Origin of the sequence: Flavobacterium potami, from assembly GCF_020026915.1 — a bacterium.
GTDB classification, from domain to species: domain Bacteria; phylum Bacteroidota; class Bacteroidia; order Flavobacteriales; family Flavobacteriaceae; genus Flavobacterium; species Flavobacterium potami.
The window spans coordinates 1,246,520-1,264,839 of record NZ_JAINUY010000001.1 but is presented as its reverse complement, the minus strand read 5'-3'; the positions used below and the strand labels follow the sequence as shown (position 1 = coordinate 1,264,839).

Below are 18,320 nucleotides of genomic sequence, written 5' to 3'. Positions count from 1 at the left end.
AATATAAAGTTGAACACGAATTTCACCAATTAGCACAGATTTAATTCGTGTCAATCCGTGAAATTTGTGTTATATTATTTTGTGTAATCTATTCTGTAATCGCTTTTTTATCTAAAGAAGTTCCTTTTTTAATTTTCGTTGTTACGTTGTTTAAAACATTGTTTTTCAAGAAAATGTTCTTCGTTTCTTTTCCATCTGCTTCGATAAAAATATCGGTTGCATTAAATGGAAAATTATTGTTGATTAACGTATTAGAAACATTATCTAATTTGATAATGGGAACGCCTTTTATAGGTGTTGAAGATCCAACATTATCCAAAATAACATTTTTTGAATCTGAAATTTTGAAAGAAGAACCTAGAGTTGCATTTACTTTTACATCATGAAATTCAACATCCGTTGCCGTATTTACCGTAAAACCTTCTTTTCCGTCGATGTTTATGTTTGAAAAAGTGATGTTTTGAATTGGCATTTCTGTGATTCCTAAAATTTGTCCTGCTTTATTCACGTTTGAAGCCGTAATATTGCTCATGTGAATGTTTCTGAAAATCGGCGTTTTCTCTGTTACAGGCTCGACTTTAGTGCCTTTATCGTAAAAAAGGCTTAATACAAAAGCTTCTTCTTTGATGTTTTTCATGACGATATTATCGACGCGAATATCTTCTACCACTCCGCCTCTTCCACGAGCCGATTTGATACGGATTCCTCTGTCGGTTCCGTCAAAAACACAGTTTGAAATCGTTATTTTTTTGATTCCGCCCGACATTTCACTTCCGATAACCACTCCGCCGTGACCGCTTAACATCGTACAGTTTGTGATGGTTACATTTTCTGTCGCTTTTCCGTATTTACGACCGTCGCCGTCTCTTCCCGATTTAATTGTAATACAGTCATCTCCAACGCTGATATGGCAGTTTGAAATGTGAACATTGGTACAAGAAGAAGGATTGATTCCATCTGTATTTGGTGAATGCGGATTGAAAATTGAAATTCCTGTCACTGTTACGTTATCGCAGAATTCTGGGTTAATTGTCCAGAAAGGTGAATTTTGAAAAGTTACACCTTCAATCATAATGTTTTTGCAGTTGTAAGCCTGAAAGAAAGAAGGTCTGAAAAATCTCTTGTCAACCGTTCTTTTGTAATAAGGTTCTGTGTAAAGACCTTTGTTTTGCTCTTCCCACATGGTTTGGTATTTTGTTGGAGGCAAAGGTTCTTTTGCTGATTCAATTCGGTATACTTCATTCCACCACGCTTTTCCTTGTCCGTCGATTACGCCTCTTCCTTTAATGGTGATGTTTTCTACGTCTTTCGCATAAAATAAAGGTTGGAAGCTTTTCATGACGATTCCTTCGTAACGCATTTCTACATAAGGCAGAAAATCATCGAAGTTTTCTGAGAACTTCAAAAGCGCTCCAGAATCTAAATGAATGGTGATGTTGCTTCTTAATGTTAAGGCTCCTGTTAAATATTCTCCTGCTGGGAAAAAGATGGTTCCTCCTCCATTTTTGGATGCTTTTTCGATTGCATTCTGAATGGCTTGGGTGCATTTTTGGCCTTTGTTGTTTCCACCTTCGTTTAAGATGTTGTACCAGCCGTCGTGTGCGAATGTTGTTAAACTGGTGATGAAACATATTATGAATAGTATATTTTTGATTTTCATGGTTGTGTTGTTTTTTTAAGCTATTCTCATTTTTGTCATTTCGACGAAGGAGAAATCTCCGCAAGAAACTCGACAAAGATTGTCGATTCACTTTATGGAGCTACTTGTGGAGATCCCTCGTTCCTCGGGATGACAAGATTGAGGACAATCCTCAAAGTCTTGTGCTAATTACTTTTTACTTTTCACTAATCACTATTTAGATCTCAAAATCAAAACCCAGTCATTTCCATCTTCTTTTTTGCCTTCTGGCTGAAAATTTTGAGTTCCTTTGTTATCAAAAATTCCGATTTTGGTTTTCTTACCATTTCTTGGATTATACCAAGTCGCCTCGAATTTATCACCGGCGATTTTTCCAAGCTTTACTTCTATAATTCTTCCGTTGTACGTGTAAAGTAAAGCATATTTTTCTCCTCTAATAGCTGAAATATAATCGTATTTTTCTCCTTGATTAACCACTAATGAAGCATCTGGAGTTCCTTCTAAGAACGGAAATTCTTCCATTAATTTCTTGATGTAAACCATTTGTTTTGCTCCAGGCGCATTGATGGCTGACGTCCATAATTCTTTATTTCCATAAGCTGGTTTGTCGCCTTTTCTAAACATTTGCATTACAGCGTTATGTCCGTACGTATAACCTGCTCCACCAGATAAAACCGACCAATATCCGTAACGACGTACATCGTTTGCTGTCCATTTTGGTTGTAAAGTGTCGTGTAAACCGTGTGGAATTCCTTCGTATGAAGGCTCTCCGTCAAGTGTTGGTTTTGTTGGTTTTAATTCGAAATCTCTTAAAACAAATTTATAATTGTCTTCTTTGAAATTCGTTTTCACTGAATCCTGATCATATCTTCTGTGTCCTGATTGGAACATATTGAAATCCAACCATTTTTCGTTGTGGAAGTTCTCTGAAGAGTCGGTTCTTCCAAAGGGGTGAAAAGTCACTAACTGATTTGGATTGTTAGTTTTTAAAGTATTTCCGATAGCATTCCAAATATCTTGAAATTCGTTTCCGTGTGTGTCTCCACCGTTTAACCAAATTACATTGGTTCTGCTTTTATATCTATTAGCCAAGAACTGAGCGTATTCTGTTGCCTGTTGTTTGCTTACTCTGTCGCCTTTTGCAACGTTTGTTCCCCAAACTGGAACCATCGCAACGTAAATTCCGTTTTTCTGAGCTACGTCTAAAGTGTAGTCTACGTGATCCCAGTAATCGTATTGTTTTGGATCTTTGAAATCATTTCCAGCCGTAAGCAACGGTTTTGAAACGTCTTCGTTTATTAAAGCCGCATCGCCATAAACGTTAACGGCATTGATGTTGTGCAAAACCATTACCTGAACAACATTGAATCCTTTTTCTTTTCTGTCTTTAAAATATTTCTCAACTCCTGCTCTATCCAATTTTCCGAATGTCAGCCAGCCTGTGTCGCCCAACCAGAAAAATGGTTTTTCGTTTTCAGTAACAAAATAATGCTGATTTTTAGATACTTTGATTTCAGGCAGTGATGCTTTTGTTTTAGCAGATTGTGAAAATCCGCTTTGTGCTGTAAACATAAAGCTTATACTAAGAGCGTATAAAGATTTTATTTTCAGATTCATTTTGGGTTGTTTTTGAATTTATGTTTTTTGGGTTTGATGGCCACGAATTCACGAATTTTATTTTGATCAACTTTGTGTTTTATTTCACACAGATTATTAATTAATTCGTGAATTCGTGGCGAATAAACTTTTATTTTCTTACTACAAAAAGCACTTTTTCTTTTATTTCGGCTTGTGGAATGGTTACTTGTTTTCCTCCGCTGATGTTTGCTTTTTTGGTTATATTTCCTGTTGAAGCATTGATTGCGAATACTTCAAATGTTCCTTTTTCGTTTGATAAATCGATTGTAATGTTTTGATCGTTTTTCAGATAGAAAAGATAGCTTTTGCCTTTGTTTTCTAATTTCCAAAGATTGTCTGAGAACGTGTTTCCATCAACTAATTTCATTTCGCTTAAAGCGGCATAAAACTGAGGCAATTCAATTTTTGGAATATTTGGCATTGAAGCTCCTGCCATCAAAGCCGGCCATCCGAAACGAGAAGAACCGTCTGTTGAATATAAAATCACCTTTTCAGGGTATTTTTCTCGGTATTCTCTAACAGCGCGATACACTTGATTATCGGTTTCTTTTCCTGTTTTCAGTTTTCTGGCGTGCTGTCTCGGAGCTAAATTAACGCCTCCTTGTGGAGCATAAGCCGAACCGTCTTCTTTGTAATACCAGTAACGAATGTCGATTACATCAACTGTTTTTACTCTTTTGGCATCATTTAAAATAGCATCTTGAACATCTTTTGTTGCACTTAAACCTATTAAGCCTTTTTTACCTGTTTCGTCTTTCCATTTTTGAGCTTCGTCTAACCAGAATTCCATAAAGTGAAGCGGACCTGTATATTCGGCACTTGTTAACTGAATTACGTTGCTGTTCTCTTGAAAGTTTTCGAAAGATTTTCTAATAAATCCTTGGTGTAATTTTCTTCTTTCGGCATTCGTAACATCGTAAAATTGTTCCGCCATAAAAATACGTTTGTCCCCTGCGTAAGGCGGTGGCTCAGGAAATCCAGAGTTATTGATATTGTTTGCTGAACGCCAAGGTGAACTTGCCCAGTGCGCTCCAGCTTCTAAAATATTGTGCTGAAAATATTGCTGATTGATTAACATTTGTCCGTTTGGTTCTGCCAAAGTTGCAAATTGCGCTAAACGGCTCCAGTACCAATCGTTGAATTTTGTTAAATCGTATTTGCTCAAATGATCCCAAGCAAAATCTTTTCCGCTTCTTGCAAAAGGCTGTTCGTAAAACGGAGGCCAAGTATCATCGTCAATTCGGCGTACGCGTTCGTGATCGTCCATTCTGCGGTCGTACCACAAACCATAATTATGTTCTAAAGCGATGATGTTATTCGAAGTTAAATAATCAACTGTTTCCTGAACTCTGTCTGTTAATCCGTTTCCTGTTCTTCCTGGTACAAAACGAGTTACGTGTGGTAAAGATTTGTTTACGAAATCGTCTGTAAGATCTCCTCTCCACCAAGCCACATTCATTTGTTTTCCAGCAATTACTTTTCCATTAAAAGTTAACCAGCCATTTTCTGTGATAACTTTTAATTTATTATCTGCCTTATTTGAAGAAGAAATTTTTAAATCATTTGCATTTTTTAAACCTGAATTATTAATGTTAATCGGGTTTTGTTTTGAAACTTCCACAATCCATTCAGGCAAACTTTGTTTCGTTGTAACTGAAGCTTTTGTCAGTTCTTGCGCCACTTCAATTGTTGGACTTGAAGAGGGTTCTGAACCTAAATCGTAAATAAAAGCTGGTGTTGGAAGTTTTCCTAATCTGTTTTCTAATTGTGTGTAGAATAAACTTCTTGGACTGATATGACCGTTTACGTCTTTCCAATGTCCATTTCCTCCAAATTGTCCCCAAACTCCAAAAGCCCAGTTTTGAGCTGTTGGTGGACTGTAACATTCTACTTTTGAAGCTGAAGATTCCCAAATAACAGAATTTGCTGCTGTCCATCCTGCTCCTCTTCCGCCTTGTTCTCTGTTATTATAACTTAATTCCTTTCCATCTATATTAGCGATGTCAAATAAAACTCCAGTTGCCCAGCTTCCGATTGCGCCGCTATTATTGAAAGGAAGATGCGATTCGCACTGAACAAAAGCATTTGGACCTGTTGTTCCAAATCCTCCCACAGCAAAATCATGATATCCGAATTCTGAATAGCAACGTTGGAAAAGCGTTTGCTGACCTTCTGTATAAAATGTATGTCTTCTAAATGAAGCAATTTCAGAAACTGGTTCAGTCGCAATACAATCTTCAACTGTAATCTGCTGACTTGTTTTTAAAATCGTGACTGCTCCACCTGCAAAATGTTTGAAATTAACTTGTTTTACCCAAGCATTTCTAGTGTTTTCAATACTAATTGCCTGCCATCTGTGCTCTTCGTCTTTTGCATTTGAAGCGTTAAAAGTCGATTTAATCAAGATGTTTTCAATTCCTGCATTTTCAACTCTTCCCGGCCATGAATAAACCGTTACTTTTGAAGCACCGAAAACATCATCTAATGACATTGTGATTGGAGCATTCAACGTAACTTCATTTCCATTGATTTTGGTTACGACTCTATTCCATGTCATATCCCAAGCACCTTTTTTCCATCCAATCCAAGAAGTTTCTCCGCCGAAATCCTGCATATTTACTTCTTTAATGAAATTCTCTGTCAAAGGTTTACTGATTTCAATTTCGTCAGAAACTTTTAATTTCGAAGCGTTTTTTAATTGGATTTTCTGAGTTCCAAGCGGTGTGTAAGCGTTATTGAATTCGAAAGCATCTTTATACACTTTATCGTTTACACCTAAAATTCTAATTAAAGCTTCTCTTTCTAAACCTGTTCCTAAAAGTACAGTTCCGTTTTCGCTATTTCCACTTCCTCTTAAAACAACACCCGATTTTCTGATGTATAATGTTCCGCTTACTTTGAAAATTCCTTTATCTAAAAGAACTGCTCCACGAAAACCTGATTTGTCTGGTTTTAATGCGCTTACATAATCGATTGCATTTTGGATTTTCTGCGTTGCATCGTCTTCTTGTTTGGAAACAAAAATCTTGTTTTCCAGATTCGGAATTGCGACTTCAGAGTTTCTGTATCCTGCAAAAGAAAAATCAGGAATTTGGTTTCCTTGATTGTCTGCTGTAAAAGAAAGTTTTCCTTCTTTGGTTTTTACAATGTCTGGGAAAGTGTTTTGGGCTTTGATGTCTGTACTAAATGACAAAGCAAAACACATTACAAATAATGTGTTTTTAAAAGAAGCAATATTTTTTAACTGAGTGAAATTCAATTTAATGCTATTTTTGTTTTTATATTCTTCACAATCTTGTCATTTCGACGAAGGAGAAATCACACTAGAAACTCCGCAATAATAGTCAAATATCTTTGTGGTTACGAGTGTGATTCCACGTTCCTCGGAATGACAAACTATATGGATATTCTTTACGCTAATTAAACCTGACAGGTTTTAAAAACCTGTCAGGTTTGCTTTGAAAATATTCTTATATAACTAAATCACTATTGTAATAATGACTTTAATTTAGCCAACGTATCGGTGTTATTTTCGATTTTCGTCCAATCTGTTTTGCTAGTTGGATCAATACCATTTATATATTTCTCAATATTTGTATAACCATCTCCATTTAAATCTTTATTGGCATCTGAAGCATCATTTGGATTTAAACCGTATTTCTTCTCCCAAGCATCTGGAATTCCGTCATTATCAGAATCTTTATAGGCTTTTCCTTTGTAAGTTGGATAACCGCCAACTTGATCTGGATGTGTTATAATTCCTTTTTTATATGAATCGGCAGGTAATCTTCTTTTGATGAATTCTTTACCGATTGAGTTTTCTAAACCATCTTTTGCTTCAATTTTTCCTGTACGAACTTGTTTTAAAATTCTTTCGTCAACTGCATCTCTTTTCGGAATTGTCGCTCCAACATTCGTTAAAACAAAATCATACGCTTCTTCTGCACTCATAATTTTGAATTGAGGCATAGAGAATGGTTTTGGCTGTTTGATTGCCGCTAAAAACTCTTTTGTTTCAGCTTCTGGAAGGTTTTCCAATTGTACTCCGCCATTCCAGTTATCTGCTGTAACTTCTGGAGAACCTACAATGAAATTTCCTGAAACATAAGCTCTTCCATATTGTTTTGGTTCAATATATCCAGATTCTGGTTTTACAATTCTATGAGAAATTGGTTCGCCTGCTGGTGTTATTGGACCTGGTTTAAAATAATTGTTGATGATGTTTAACATCGAACGGTAATCACCGCCATCTAAGGTACGATTCCACCAATTAAATACTACATTATTCACAAAATTAAAGTCGCCATACATTCCGATAGAAGCGTTTCTAGAAATGTTGTCGGCCCATAAATTACGCATAAAAGTACTATTTAATCCGCCAATTGTACTTCCAAATGCGTGATTATAAGTATCTAAACCTTCTGATGAGATCGTGTTTTGAATCGTGATGTTACAAGCTGGTAATTTCTCCAATTTCGATTTTGCATTAGCAGCAAATTGATGTCTGTAAAGAGAAATATTCTCGTCTAATCCCCAGCTTACTGAACAATGATCTACAATGATATTTCCCATTGGATTTCCGCCAAGTGCATCATCTCTTCTTGTTACCTCAGTTGCACCACGTCTGAAACGCATGTGTCTGATAATAACGTCGTGTGTATCGATTTCTAAAGTTTCTCCTGCAATACAAATTCCGTCACCAGGAGCAGTTTGTCCAGCAATTGTTACGTAAGGCGCACGCATGCTGATTCTCTTTTTTAAGCGAATGATTCCTGAAACATTAAAAACGATTGTTCTTGCTCCAACAGCTTCACAAGCTTCACGGAAAGTTCCTTTTCCGCTGTCTTCTAAACTCGTAACTACGAATATTTTTCCTCCACGTCCACCTTGTGTATATGCTCCACCGCCTTCAGCACCTGGGAAAGCAGGAATATCTGCAAAAACAAAATCTTTTGGATAAGAAGCCCAAGGTAAATATGGTTTTCCTTGTTTTGCTTCTTCTTTAATAATGTGAAGATTAGCATTCCAGATTTCGCTCAATCTTGTCTCTTCATCAGCTAAAATTGCGTCTGCTTTTGCTTGAACGTCTTTTGGAATCGTAGGATATTGGGCATACGCCGATGAAACAAGCGAACAAAATGAAAAAGCCATTAATGTTCTCTTTAAAGTACGGTTTGGAAAAATATTTTGCATTGGTTTAGTTCTTGATAGTTAGTGATTAGTACTTAGTAATTAGTGAAGAGTGATTACTTTAGTACTAACACTATTCACTAATTACTAATAGCTATTTTTTATCTGCTTTAGCTTTCTCTCTTTGTTCAACACGTTCGTGCCAATCTTTACTTTCTTTGTTAAGATCGTAACCTTGTTTTGATAAATAGTTATTGATTCTTCCTTTGTATTTACCAAACCAGCCGTGTTTTTCTTTAGATGAACCAGCATCCATTGCGTGTTCTCTTGCTTCAACTAAAGCTTTGTAGATGTAATCTTTTTGTTCTGCAGTCAAGTCTGGAAGCATGTCATTGTAACCCGCAACCGTAATTGGAAGTACGCCATACGTCATTCCGTCTTTAACTTCAGTAATTTTGTCTTCTGATAATTCTTTACCTAATTTTTTAAGGTATGATTTATGCAATTTTGCAATTGACTCGTCTGCTTTTGTTTTCAGCTTGTCAATTTTTTCATTTTGTTTTTCTTTTGCTAAAGAAGTGTCTTCTTTTACTTTTTTGACTTCAGCATCCCTTCCGTCCTGGATTTCCGTTAAATCTCTGAATTGCTGCGCTATTATATTTGAAACTGCTTTTTCTTTTGCATCATTTTTCAAATCTAATTTTACAACGATTTTCGCAGCTCTTTCGTTTGTAACTTTGATATATTCAGGATCTAAATGTTGCTGCGCACTTAAAGTTGAAAATGCGAAAACGATTGATAATAAGCCTGCGTTTATTTTATTTAGTCTCATGATTTTACTTTTTTTAAAATTTAAAGGCGCTTTTCTTTTTAATCTCGTAAAGTCGCTAAGACGCAAAGTTTTTTCTCTTTACTTTTTTTAATATACTTTGCGTCTTAGCGACTTTTCGAGCAATTTTTTCAGCTTTTGCGAAAAAAATAGCTGCGCTTTCTATGTTTTCAAAAACTGTTCCTATTTTAAATCTAATAGAGGTCTAACTAATGTTTCTTTGTTATTAGCTAAATCTTTCCAGTTTACTTTTATTGCAGGATTTACACCGTTGATGTAATCTTCAATATTTGAATAACCGTCCCCGTTTAAGTCTCCTTGAGCATCTGATGGGTCATTCGGGTTTAAACCGTATTTTTTCTCCCATGCATCTGGCATACCATCTTTGTCTGTGTCTACGTAAGGTTTTCCTTTGTATTCTGGATATCCCCCAACTTGAGAAATATCAGTAATAATTCCTTTTTTATAAGAATCCATCGGAAGTCTTCTGTGTTCGAATTGGTAGAAAGTCTTTTTCTCTAATCCTTTTGCATATTCTGGAACTCCAGTTTTTACAGTTCTTACGATTCTTTCGTCAACTTTATCTCTAAGTGGTAAAGTAGCTCCAACATTTTTAAGTACAAATTCGTATGATTCTTCAGCAGTCATGAATTTATTGAACCATGGCATTGGGAAAGGTTTGTCTGCTTTCATTTTAGCAAAATATTCTTTTGCTTCATCGTAAGCCATTAACTCTCCTTTTTTATTTTCAAGTTGAATTCCACCGTCCCAGTTGTCTTTTGTAACTTTTTCGTTTCCGTTAATTACGTTTCCGTTTACATACGCTCTACCAAAAACCATGTAAGGCAATTTACTTCTTCCAGATTCCGGTTTTAGAATTCTATAGCTGATTGGCTGTGTTAAATCGGTTACAGGACCCGGTTTATAGAAGTTGTTGATGATGTTATAATTTGCAGTGTAATCTCCACCATCTGTAGATCTGTTGTACCAGTTGAAAACTACGTTGTTCACAAAGTTGAAGATTCCGTTCCATCCGATAGAAGGGTTTCTTCCAGCATTGTTAGCCCACATATTTCTCATAAAAGAACAATTTTCTCCACCTAAAGTACTTCCGAAAGCGTGGTTGTAAGTATCTAAAGCTTCACCAAATAAACTGTTTTGAATTGTAATGTTTACTGTACCCACTTTAATATCTGCATATCCTGGTCCTGGGTTGTACATGTGTCTGTAGATTGACATATTTTCATCTAATCCCCAAGTTGCAGAAACGTGATCGATCATAATGTTTCCAACAGGGTTTCCTCCAATTGAATCATCGCGGCGTCCTACAAAAGTTTCTCCACGACGGAAACGCATATGTCTGATTACTACATCATGAGTATCGATCCAAGTTGATTCTCCGGCAACACAAATACCATCTCCAGGAGCAGTTTGTCCTGCAATTGTGATATAAGGCGCACGAATGATTAATGGGCTTTTAAGTCTGATAATTCCTGATACATTAAATACCACTATTCTAGCTCCTCCTTGTTCGCAAGCTTCACGTAAAGTTCCAGGTCCGCGGTCTTCCAAACTTGTTACTACGTAAACTTTTCCGCCACGTCCTCCAAAAGTATACATTCCTCCTCCTTCAGCACCTGGGAAAGCTGGAATTTCAGCCTGAGGTAAATCTGTTGGCCTTGCCGCCCATGGAATATAAGGTTTACCATGTTTTGCTTCTTCTTCAATAACAACTAAAGCTTTTTCCCAAGCTTCGTCAGAAAGTCTTTGAGCTTCTTCTTTAATTGCTTTTTCCTGAGCCTGAACTTCTGGACTTATCTTCGGATACTGAGCAAAACATTTTGCACTTCCCAAAAAAAGCAGAGATGCGATAAATAATGCGGAATTTTTCATGTTAATTTTTAATTATGGTAATTCTTTTAAACAAATCACCTGTATCTTTTTGAAAGAATACAGGTGAAAAGTTTTATATAATAATCTTTTTGATATTAAAATTTATTCTTGGTAATTATACGTTCCAGCTCCACCAAAATTATCATTCCAACCAATAGTTTGTAACAACCATGGGTTTGCAGTTAAAGCTGTAGTGTTAAGACCATTAATATAGTAATTTGGATTAAATTTAATATTAACAGCAGCTCCGTTAAAGTTATCCATAGGCGTAACTAATGCTGTACGAATAAAGTTAGTGTTATAAAATGTTGCCAAAGTCGCTAACTGAGTAGTGAAATTTGCTGCATCTGGATCTGCTATAACACTTGCACGTGCCGCAGCTAATGGGTCTGTTGTTGCAGATGTTGTTGCAACTCTGTATTGCAAGAAGTTACCTGTACGTTTAGTTCCGTTAATAGGAGTTAAACCTAATTTACTTACAGTACCTCCTGTAAGACCTGGCAATACTTCATTATCATAAAGCATCCATCTTTGTACATCCCAATAACGTTTTCCTTCATACGCTAATTCAACTCTTCTTTCATATAAAACAGCTTCAATAGCTTGATATTTAGTTGATAAAGTTCCAATTCCGTAATTGTTTGCAGCAGGAATACCAACACGGTTTCTAATTCTTCCTAAATACGTTAAAGTATTATTCGTTTGTCCTAAAGCAGCATAACATTCTGCAATATTCAACAATAATTCAGCATAACGATATTCGAAGATATCTGTACCAGAATACTGGAAGTTAGTTTCTTTACTTGCATTAGTATTAGTCATTTTTCTAATAAATGCTGGACTTGATATTGCAGTATTTCCGTCAGAAAAACCTGCTTTATTAGCTCCATCTACCCAACGATATGCCCAAAGAACACTGTTTGGAGTTTCTTTACTTCCCCATTTAACTCCAGAGAAAGCAAAAGTTCTGTAGAATCTTGGATCTCTATTCACGAAGAACGTAAAATCGTTGTAACCATTTGCAGCAGTTGGTCTTCTTCCGTCTGCCATTGGAAACAAATCAATCATTTCTTTAGGAGCAGCAACTCCTCCTCCTGTTCCACCTAAACTTAATAAGCGAATTCCTTTTTCCCAAGAATTATTAATTGCCTGAGAAGTAATACCAATTCCGCAAAGTTGTACAGTAATTGCTTCTGAACAGAAAGCGTTATCAATTAAAAACATTTGTTCCCATTGTTTTGCAGTACTTCCGTATAATCCGTAACCATCTGCACTCAATTGCGTTTCTGCTTCTAATCCAGCTTTTAGAGCTGCTTCCCAACGCTCATTTGATCCATCCCAGTTTTTATTAAATAGAGGGCTAGCAAATGTTAAAAGTACTCTAGCTTTTTGTGCCAAAGCCGCTCCTCTTGTGAAACGTCCGTAAGCTGCAGAGCTCCAGTTTCCAGGCAATAAACTTGCTGCCATATCCAAATCTTTTACGATTTGAGCTACAACTTCAGAAACTTTTGCTCTAGGTAATTGAATTGATGGATCAGTTGCTGAAGCATTCTGAACACTAGTTACGATAGGAACTCCACCGTAAACACGCATTAAATCAAAATACTGCATAGCACGCATGTAATACATTTGTCCTTTTGCCTGATCGCGGAATGTTTTATCTAGATTCGAACCCTTTACATCAATATCTTCTAAAAAAGCATTACACTCTCTAATTCTATTGTAAGGATGGTTGTTGATACTTGTCGCTAATTTTGCTCCATAATAACCACTTCCGTCAGCTGAGTTTACAAGGGTTTTATTAGGATTGATAAAATCCTGTGTTCCACCTAACTCTTCTGTTAATCTTGAATTTGCATCTGTATAAGAACCAATAATTGATGCAGTTGGCGACTTATAAGCGTTATAAAAATCATAATATTGATTATCTACATAAGCTTGTGCACGCTCTTGAGTCTGGTAGAATGTATCGTCATAAAAGCCGTAACCTTTCTTATCTTTAAGAAAATCATCACTACAAGAAGCAGCACCTACAGCAAGTAATAGTGATAGCGTTATATATTTAAATGGTGTTTTCATAGTTTCTTTTAATTTTTGATTAGAATGATACGTTAAAATTAAGCGACCAAGTTCTAAGTGTAGGATAATTTACAGAAGAATTATCATACATGTTTCTATAATGATCTGGATAAGGATTGTATAAATCCCAAAGATTATTACCTGTTACACCCAATGTGATAGCAGAGATTTTTGTATCTGCAAATACCTTTTTAGGGATATCATAATTAAGACTTAAGTTTCTCACAAAACAACGGAATGTATTCAATTGCCAGAAATCTGAAGGACTTGACATATAAGCCCACTGTGCTACGTTTGGATATTTACCATTTGGATTATCCTCAGCATACATATCTTTCCAAAAACTTTCACGAGACCACATATTGTGAGCTGATGATGTACCTTGGTTTACTAAATCTACAAAAGTAGCTCCACCCCATGAAGTTGCAATTTGAGTTCTCAAAGAGAATCCGTCATATTTAAAACCTAAGTTTGTTGTAAAACCGTAAGTTCTGCTACTGTTTGCTAATTTCACATAATCATTATCTTTCATGATTTGCCCATCTGCTGGTGCCAATGTACCATCAGGATTAAGCTGTCCTGCAACGTCTTGATAAGCTAAAGATCCTTTTCTCATTCCGGCAGCAGAATTGATGTCCAAATATCTTGGCACTCCTCCAACTGCAGTAGCGCGTTCTGTTAAATATGCCCAGTAATTTGCAATGTCTTCATCTGTACGTAAGATACCGTCTCCTGTAGATGTTCCTTTCCAAACTGCAAATCCCCAGATAGGATTATATGATGAATATCCTACTCTTGTTGTATTATTTGATGGAACTAAATTTCCTTGATCAGGGAATTTTTTAACTTCATTATCATTGTAACTAAAGTTGATTCCAACATTATAACTCATGTTACTTTTTATTTTATCACTCCAGTTAATCGCAAATTCGTGTCCCCATGCATCAATTCTACCGTAGTTTTGTTCAGCATACGCACCTCCAACAGAGATTGGCACCCCAACAGCACTACTCATATCTGTCAACATATCTTTGTTTTGGTCGTAGTAGTAATCATAAGTTATACTTAATCTGTTTTTCAATAGATTAATATCAACTCCGAAGTTATTTTTTATAGTAGTATCCCAAGTTACTTGTCTGTTTGGATTTACTCTAGGTGTTAAACCATTTCCATTAAATCCACCTCCACTAGTAGCAGTACCAGGTCCAAATTGGAAACCTTTATCTACAATAAGATCGTAATATTGTTCCCATCTCCATGGAGCGATGTTATCTTTACCAGTTTTTCCGATAGAGTAACGAAGTTTGAAGAAATCAACCCATGGTAAACCTTTTTCAAACCAGCTTTCTTTCGACATTACCCAACCAACCTGAACTGATGGGAAAGTTCCCCAGTAATTTTCTGGTGCAAATTTTGTCGAAGCATCACTACGAAGAATAAACTGGAACAAATATTTTTGTTTAAAGCTATAGTTCAAACGTCCAAAATAAGATAATGTTCCTCCTTCTACTTTTGTAGCTTGGCTATTAGAAGTACTTAATGTACCAGCAGTACGATAATCTCCTAAATAATCTTTTCCTGTGTTCTCATAAGCCAAACGTGTAAAAGTATTATACGTTTCTGAAGCCTCTCCACCTACCATAGCTCCAACCTGGTGATCTCCAAAAGTTCTGTCGTAGTTAATCAAGAAATCTCCTTGAGTACTTTTACTATCTGTATTATTATAGTAAACTCTTGAGTTTCTTGCGTTTGTTTCAAGAACATAACTTCCTGTTGGATTAGTACTTGAATTAAAGAAACTTGGATTAGCAGAACTTGCTAAGTGTCTGTCCTGAAGTTGATAATCTCTAATTCTAGCTAAATCATATGGCAATTGAATTTGCTCATTATATGATGAACTTTGATTTCTAGAATAGCTTACTTTGAAAGATAATCCTTTTACAGCAGCTACTTTATAATTTAACGAAGCATTTACGTTGAATGTATTGTCATCTGTAGTCTGATGAGAACCATTATTTAAGTTTGCAAAATAGTTCCAACCTGCAATATTGTTATTAGCATTTGCACTTCCAAAGTTTTTGTTTGAATTAGGAAATGGAGATACGTAATATTGTTTTCCATCTATAGTTGTTTGCCAAGGCACATGTTGTGGCATATGCAATAAGAATCCGTAATCTGCTTGTTCTCCACCAGCAGCAGAAGCATAACTACCGTCACTGATATTAGATGACGCTTTAGTAAATGACTTATCGATAAATCCAACATTTCCAGAAACAGAAGCAGATAAATCTAAATTCTTTGCAATTTTAGCATTAATCCCTGTACGGAAATTCCACTTCTCATATTTTTGGTATCCTAAGTTTGCATCTTGTGTCAAGTAAGTAGCACCTGCAAAATAAGTAATATCTTCGCTACCTCCACTTACGTTGAAAGAGTGTTTTTGTTGAATAGCAGGTTTCCATGCTTCTTCCAACCAGTTGTAATTTAAGCCTTTCATCTGCTCCAATTCTGCATCTGAATAAATTGTAGCCGGATCAATCACAGCTGGTGCAGCTACTCTCGACTTAAAAAATCTGTTACTGAATAGCCCAAATTCATAAGCATCCAAAACTTTACTATGACTTACAGCGTCATTGATAGCAAATTGACTATTGTACGAGAATTTTGCTTTACCTGATTTTCCACGTTTCGTTTTTACCAAAATTGCTCCTTGCGATGCACGAGAACCGTAAATAGCGGCAGAACCATCCTTTAATACAGTAATACTCTCAATCTCAGAAGGATCTAATCTGTTAAATTGTTCTAATGTAGGTTTACCATTAGTAGGATCAACCTGAATCATATCGTCAATGATTACCAAAGGAACGCTAAATCCTCCATCTTTAGATAAACTAAATGTTTGACGAATCGAAACACTTCCCGCTTCACCAGGACGCCCAGTTCCACTAGTTACGTTAACACCAGGAACTAATCCTTTTAACGCGTCAGATAAATTGGTAACTGGCAAATCCATTAAGTCATCTGCCTTAATAGTAGCAATAGCTCCAGTAAGTTCCTTTTTCTTCTGACTACCGTAACCAACTACTACAATATTTTCTAATTGATTAAAATCGTCTTCCATTTTTGCATTAACAACAGTGCGGTTATTAAGAGGGATTTCAATTTTTTTCATTCCAATGAAAGAAAAAACTAAAGTTCCTCCGCTCTTAACTTTAATTTGGTATTTACCATTGTAATCTGTTGTCACCGAATTCTTGGTAGATTTTTCTGTGACGTTAACCCCAGGAAGAAGTCCTCCTAAATTATCTGTAACAGTTCCTGTTACTGTAACTTGATTACTTTGAGCATAACTCAGCACACTCATCAATGTAAACAAAAGAAAACTACATCTTTTTATAAGTGCTTGTTTCATAAATGTTTTTTTTGGTTAGGTTATTAATTGTTAGTTAGTCATGTTAACATGTCTTAATTAAAATAAAATTTTACTTAAAGAAATCTTAAAGAATTTTATTAAATGTTTAAAACACATTTATTTTAGTATTCCAAAAATATGACGATGATATATGAGAACCGTCCTGCTGTATCCTGTTTTAATAACATAAATTCAAAAAAAACGTCACAAAAAAAACAATATTAATAAAAAACGAATGAAAAAAATAAACGATACAAAATATTTAAGTCAATTGATTGCTTAAAGCAAAATTTATATTCCTATTTTGACTAAAAAACAATAAGATTTACATCAAAAATATACATATACTATTTATTCTGCAAAATTAAGAAGTACCATAGCTGATAAGTAGACGCTTATAAATAGTTTATTTTTACGAAAACGTTAGAGTTAATCATTAAAATAACATTTAATTTACATATAAAAACCTACAAAACAAATACAGGATACTATTTAAAATTAGGTTAAAAAAATTAGCATAATATTTTTTTTTTAAACGTAAATTCTGACCAACGAATTGCAAATGGCTTTTCTAAAATATTAGAGAGCTAAAAATAGAACATAAAAAAACCCGCTCAACAATAGATGCAAGCGGGTTTATATTTAGAATACTTGTTACAAAAGACTAAAAAAATATTATCTTATTTATTTGGATTCCATCCGTTTAAAACTAAATCTCGATCGTATTTTTTGATTTCCTCTTTCTTTAATTGATGCGACCATACAACACGCTGAGAAATATCTTTTGCACTTACACCTTTACTTCCAAATTCTGCATAATAAGCCGTTTTGTCTTTATCTGGAAATCTAGTGTCGATCCATGCGTTCCATCCTTCTGGAATAATATGCGAACCCATATCAGTATTAATTAAAACGGTTTGCGCATAAGGTCTCCAAGGTCTTCCCAAAAATACTTTGTCTACCGATTTGTCTTTCGCAGTAAGCTTACAATCTGTAAAAACAAAACCATAAGCCTGTCCCTGCGGTGTCGAAGCTGCCGTAATATAAGAGTTTATTAAGCTTTCAATTGTACATTTATAAAAATATGCTGTTGCAGCACCAAAAATAAAATCAGTTGTTCCGTTGATGAAGCAGTTTTCGAAATAAATGCGGGTATTTCCTTCGGATAAATAAAGTGTGTCCTGATTTGCTAAAAGATTACAATTCTTTACGATAACTCTATCTCCTTTTATATGAAGTGCAACCGCCTGTCCTACTCTTCCTGCCGTATTTTCGACAGTTAAGTTTTCAAGTGTACAATCGTTTCCTCTAATCATAAAAGAATAAGAAGTTCCTGTTCCAAATGCCTTTTTCCCTGACGGATCTGGTTCTCGAAGCGGTTTCCCTGAATAATCATCAAACGAAATAATGGTTTTATTTCTGTCTGTTCCTTTTAAAGTAATGAATGGTTTAGAAACTGGAATTTCTAATTTCTCCACATACTTTCCTGGCTTTATGGTGATCACAACACGTTTTTCTGAATTGTCTTTGACATTATTTACCGCTTCCTGAATGGTTTTAAAATCTCCAGAACCGTCTTGAGCAACAGTTAAGGCTAATTTTTTATCGAGCGTCTGGGCTGATACAGAAAACGTTATTAAAAATAAAGCCAGAATATATTTCATAGTTTTTTTATTTATTGATTTTGTTTTGTCATCTTG

Annotated in this window: 9 protein-coding genes; all 9 read right to left on the bottom strand. The window is 35.4% G+C overall.

Going from position 1 to position 18,320, the window contains the following annotated elements:
* Nucleotides 1–88: 88 nt before the first annotated feature.
* Nucleotides 89–1,660, bottom strand: a complete 1,572-nt coding sequence (locus K6T82_RS05200) for a glycoside hydrolase family 28 protein (RefSeq protein ID WP_223704862.1) — start codon at nt 1,658–1,660, stop codon at nt 89–91.
* Nucleotides 1,661–1,852: 192 nt separating this feature from the next.
* Nucleotides 1,853–3,256 carry a glycoside hydrolase family 140 protein gene (locus K6T82_RS05195; protein ID WP_223704861.1) on the bottom strand — a complete coding sequence of 468 codons (1,404 nt, stop codon included), beginning with the start codon at nt 3,254–3,256 and terminating at the stop codon, nt 1,853–1,855.
* Between the two features lie 130 nt (nt 3,257–3,386).
* Nucleotides 3,387–6,536 carry a DUF6298 domain-containing protein gene (locus K6T82_RS05190; protein ID WP_223704860.1) on the bottom strand — a complete coding sequence of 1,050 codons (3,150 nt, stop codon included), beginning with the start codon at nt 6,534–6,536 and terminating at the stop codon, nt 3,387–3,389.
* Between the two features lie 227 nt (nt 6,537–6,763).
* Nucleotides 6,764–8,470, bottom strand: a complete 1,707-nt coding sequence (locus K6T82_RS05185) for a polysaccharide lyase (RefSeq protein WP_223704859.1) — start codon at nt 8,468–8,470, stop codon at nt 6,764–6,766.
* A 91-nt stretch (nt 8,471–8,561) separates the two neighbouring features.
* Entirely contained in the window at nt 8,562–9,239 is a 678-nt protein-coding gene (locus K6T82_RS05180; protein ID WP_223704858.1) for a DUF3826 domain-containing protein, read from the bottom strand.
* A gap of 180 nt (nt 9,240–9,419) precedes the next feature.
* Nucleotides 9,420–11,129, bottom strand: a complete 1,710-nt coding sequence (locus K6T82_RS05175; RefSeq protein WP_223704857.1) for a polysaccharide lyase — start codon at nt 11,127–11,129, stop codon at nt 9,420–9,422.
* Nucleotides 11,130–11,231: 102 nt separating this feature from the next.
* Entirely contained in the window at nt 11,232–13,208 is a 1,977-nt protein-coding gene (locus tag K6T82_RS05170) for a RagB/SusD family nutrient uptake outer membrane protein (protein WP_223704856.1), read from the bottom strand.
* A gap of 19 nt (nt 13,209–13,227) precedes the next feature.
* A complete protein-coding gene (locus K6T82_RS05165; RefSeq protein ID WP_223704855.1) occupies nt 13,228–16,620 on the bottom strand; it encodes a SusC/RagA family TonB-linked outer membrane protein in 3,393 nt (1,130 codons plus the stop codon).
* Nucleotides 16,621–17,300: 680 nt separating this feature from the next.
* Nucleotides 17,301–18,284 (bottom strand): pectinesterase family protein, encoded by a 984-nt coding sequence (locus K6T82_RS05160; RefSeq protein WP_223704854.1) that lies wholly within the window; start codon nt 18,282–18,284, stop codon nt 17,301–17,303.
* Between the last annotated feature and the right edge of the window lie 36 nt (nt 18,285–18,320).

Excerpts from the sequence above, each read along its gene's own strand:
- K6T82_RS05165 (WP_223704855.1), bottom strand. The coding sequence starts at position 16,620 with ATGAAACAAGCACTTATAAAAAGATGTAGTTTTCTTTTGTTTACATTG.
- K6T82_RS05160 (WP_223704854.1), bottom strand. The coding sequence starts at position 18,284 with ATGAAATATATTCTGGCTTTATTTTTAATAACGTTTTCTGTATCAGCC.
- K6T82_RS05200 (WP_223704862.1), bottom strand. The coding sequence starts at position 1,660 with ATGAAAATCAAAAATATACTATTCATAATATGTTTCATCACCAGTTTA.
- K6T82_RS05185 (WP_223704859.1), bottom strand. The coding sequence starts at position 8,470 with ATGCAAAATATTTTTCCAAACCGTACTTTAAAGAGAACATTAATGGCT.
- K6T82_RS05195 (WP_223704861.1), bottom strand. The coding sequence starts at position 3,256 with ATGAATCTGAAAATAAAATCTTTATACGCTCTTAGTATAAGCTTTATG.
- K6T82_RS05170 (WP_223704856.1), bottom strand. The coding sequence starts at position 13,208 with ATGAAAACACCATTTAAATATATAACGCTATCACTATTACTTGCTGTA.
- K6T82_RS05175 (WP_223704857.1), bottom strand. The coding sequence starts at position 11,129 with ATGAAAAATTCCGCATTATTTATCGCATCTCTGCTTTTTTTGGGAAGT.
- K6T82_RS05180 (WP_223704858.1), bottom strand. The coding sequence starts at position 9,239 with ATGAGACTAAATAAAATAAACGCAGGCTTATTATCAATCGTTTTCGCA.